At 73.2% G+C, this 1,301-nt stretch carries 1 protein-coding gene; it reads left to right on the top strand.

Annotated elements, in window-relative coordinates; all coding sequences use genetic code 11:
* Positions 1–229: 229 nt before the first annotated feature.
* Positions 230–1,282, top strand: a complete 1,053-nt coding sequence (locus BM414_RS28130) for an IS110 family RNA-guided transposase (RefSeq protein ID WP_139246142.1) — start codon at positions 230–232, stop codon at positions 1,280–1,282.
* Positions 1,283–1,301: the final 19 nt, after the last annotated feature.

The following is a 1,301-nucleotide window of genomic DNA, read 5'->3' as shown; positions in this document are numbered from 1 at the left end:
GACAGTGAGGATGTCCCCGGCGCCATCGGGCGCGGTCTGACCCTGAGTGCTGACCGACGCCTGGCTGTCTTGGCTGAGATCTGTCGGCCGTGCCCGGTGGCGTCCGTGCGCACGTCCGGACGGGTGGCCGTGACCTCATAGGAGCCTGTGCGAGAGGCGCCCATCACTGTCTTGTCCGACCGGCCCGCCCGGACGCGCGTCGCCATCACCGGTGCGAGCGGGAGACGACATGACGAGCATGACGAGCACCCGGCGGGTTGTCACCGTCGGCGTGGACACCCACAGCGACGTGCACCACGCCGCGGTGATCGACGAGGTCGGCCGGCCGCTGGCCGACGCCGGCTTTCCGACCACGCCGGCCGGCTACCGGCAGCTGCTGGCCTGGGCCGGTGGGCACGGCGAGATCGCCGCGGTCGGCGTGGAGGGCACCGGCGCCTACGGCGCGGGTCTGGCCCGCCATCTGCGAGCGGCCGGGCAGCTGGTCATCGAGGTCGACCGGCCCGATCGCAAGACCCGCCGGCAGCGCGGCAAGAGCGACCCGATCGACGCCTACGCCGCCGCGGCCGCTGTCCTCTCCGGCGCCGCGGCCGGCACCCCGAAGACCCGCGACGGCCGGGTCGAGGCGATCCGCACGCTGCGGGTCGCGCGGCGCAGCGCGATCAAGGGCCGCACCCAGGCGATCAACCAGCTCAAGGCGCTGGTGCTCACCGGCCCGGCCGAGCTGCGCCAGGCGCTGGCCGGGCGGTCCACCCGCGAGCTGCTGACCACCTGCCGGCGGCTGCGGGTGACCGAACGACTGACCGAGACCGCCGATCCGATCACTGCCGCCGCCAAGCTCACCCTGCGCCGGCTGGCCCGGCGCATCGCCATCCTGACCGACGAGCTCGACGAGCTCGACGCCGAACTGCGCCCGCTGGTCACGCTCACCGCGCCCGCGCTGATCGACGTCTACGGCGTGGGCACCGAAGTCGCCGCCCAGCTGCTCGTCACCGCCGGGGACAACCCCGACCGGCTGCGCTCGGAGGCCGCGTTCGCCCAGCTCTGCGGCACCGCCCCGCTACCGGCCAGCAGCGGCCGCACCATCCGACACCGGCTCAACCGCGGCGGCGACCGGCACGCCAACTACGCGCTGCACATCATCGCCCTGGTCCGTCTCTCGGCTCACGAACCGACCCAGAACTACGCCGCCCGCCGACGAGCCGAAGGCCTGAGCAACCTCGAGATCATCCGCTGCCTCAAGCGCTACATCGCCCGCGAGATCCACCACGTCCTGACCGCTTGACGAGGCATAGGAGCATCTC

Origin of the sequence: Geodermatophilus amargosae (genome assembly GCF_900116515.1) — a bacterium.
In the GTDB taxonomy this organism is placed as follows: Bacteria; Actinomycetota; Actinomycetes; order Mycobacteriales; family Geodermatophilaceae; genus Geodermatophilus; species Geodermatophilus amargosae.
The sequence above is the reverse complement of the archived record's forward strand: the minus strand, read 5'-3'. Positions and strand labels throughout refer to the sequence as shown.

Coding starts and splice junctions, on each gene's coding strand:
- BM414_RS28130 (WP_139246142.1), top strand. CDS start 230: ATGACGAGCATGACGAGCACCCGGCGGGTTGTCACCGTCGGCGTGGAC.